Source organism: Actibacterium sp. (assembly GCF_041584535.1).
In the GTDB taxonomy this organism is placed as follows: Bacteria; Pseudomonadota; Alphaproteobacteria; order Rhodobacterales; family Rhodobacteraceae; genus Actibacterium_D.
The window spans coordinates 1-1,502 of the sequence record NZ_JBFHDW010000426.1; the positions used below are offsets into that span (position 1 = coordinate 1).

Below are 1,502 nucleotides of genomic sequence, written 5' to 3' on the forward strand. Positions count from 1 at the left end.
CAGGAGTTCCTCGACACGCTGCGCCCTTTCGTCTGGCGCAAGCATCTGGATTTCACCGCCATTCAGGATGCTCATGACATGCGCATGGCAATCCGCGACCACAAAGGCCTGCATGGCAAGCTGGTGCTGGAAGGCCATAACATGAAGCTGGGCATGGGCGGCATCCGCGAGATCGAATTCTTTACCCAGACCCGGCAGTTGATTGCGGGCGGGCGCGACCCCGATCTGCGGGTGCGCGGCACGGTTGAGGGTCTGGCCCGGCTGGCCGAAAAGGGCTGGGTGCCGGACGAGGTGGCCACGCAACTGACCGCCGATTACCGCATCCACCGCGAGGTCGAGCATCGTCTGCAAATGGTGGCCGACGCCCAGACCCACAGCCTGCCGACCAACCCCGAAGCCTTTGACCGGCTGGCGCGGTTCATGGGTTACGGCGACACGCAGGTCCTGCGCCGCGATCTGACCGAACGCTTGCGCCGGGTCGATGAACTGACCGAGGGCTTCTTTGCCCCCGGTGCGGGCGCCACCCAGCCCGACACACCCGATTTGCCCGACAGCACCGCCCAAATCGTCGATCGCTGGCATACCTATCCGGCGCTGCGCTCGGCCCGCGCGGTGCAGATTTTCGCCCGGCTCAAGCCCGAGATTCTGGCCCGCCTGCACAAAGCCTCGAAACCGGACGAGGCTTTGGCCGCCTTTGACGGGTTCCTTGTCGGCCTGCCGGCCGGGGTGCAATTGTTTTCGCTGTTTCAGGCCAACCCGCAACTGATTGATCTGATTATTGATATCGCCGCGACCGCGCCGGAACTGGCGCGCTATCTGTCGCGCAATGCCGGGGTTCTGGACGCGGTAATCGGTGGCGATTTCTTCTCGAAATGGCCGGGCCGCGAGGCGTTGACCGCCGAGCTATCAACACATCTGGCCAGCCTTGGCGATTACGAACAACAACTGGATGCCGCCCGCCGCTGGGCCAAGGAATGGCATTTCCGCATCGGCGTGCATTTCCTGCGCGGCCTGATTACCGCCGATCAGGCCAGCGGCGAATATGCCGATCTGGCCGGTGCGGTTCTGACGGCGGTCTGGCCCTGTGTCGTGGCGAACTTCTCGGAAAAACATGGGGTTCCGCCGGGAAAAGGCGCTGTTGTGATGGGGATGGGATCGCTGGGGGCCGAGCGTTTGACCGGCCGGTCCGATCTGGATCTGATCGTGATTTACGACGCCGATGGGGTCGAGGACTCGGATGGGCGGCGGCCGATGGCCTCGCGCTTGTATTACGCCCGGCTGACGCAGGCGCTGGTAACGGCGCTGACCGCGCCAATGGCCGAGGGCAAGCTTTACGAGGTCGATATGCGCCTGCGCCCGTCGGGCAATCAGGGGCCGGTCGCAACCTCGTTCACCGCTTTCCGCGATTATCAGCGCACGCAGGCATGGACATGGGAACATCTGGCGATGACCCGCGCCCGTCCGGTGGCGGGCGCCCCGGATCTGGCGGCCGAGATCGAGGC

General features: G+C 64.6%; 1 pseudogene. It reads left to right on the forward strand.

Annotated features, from left to right (window positions below):
* A pseudogene (locus ABYW26_RS14425) lies at positions 1-1,502 on the forward strand (glutamine-synthetase adenylyltransferase); the annotation flags it as partial.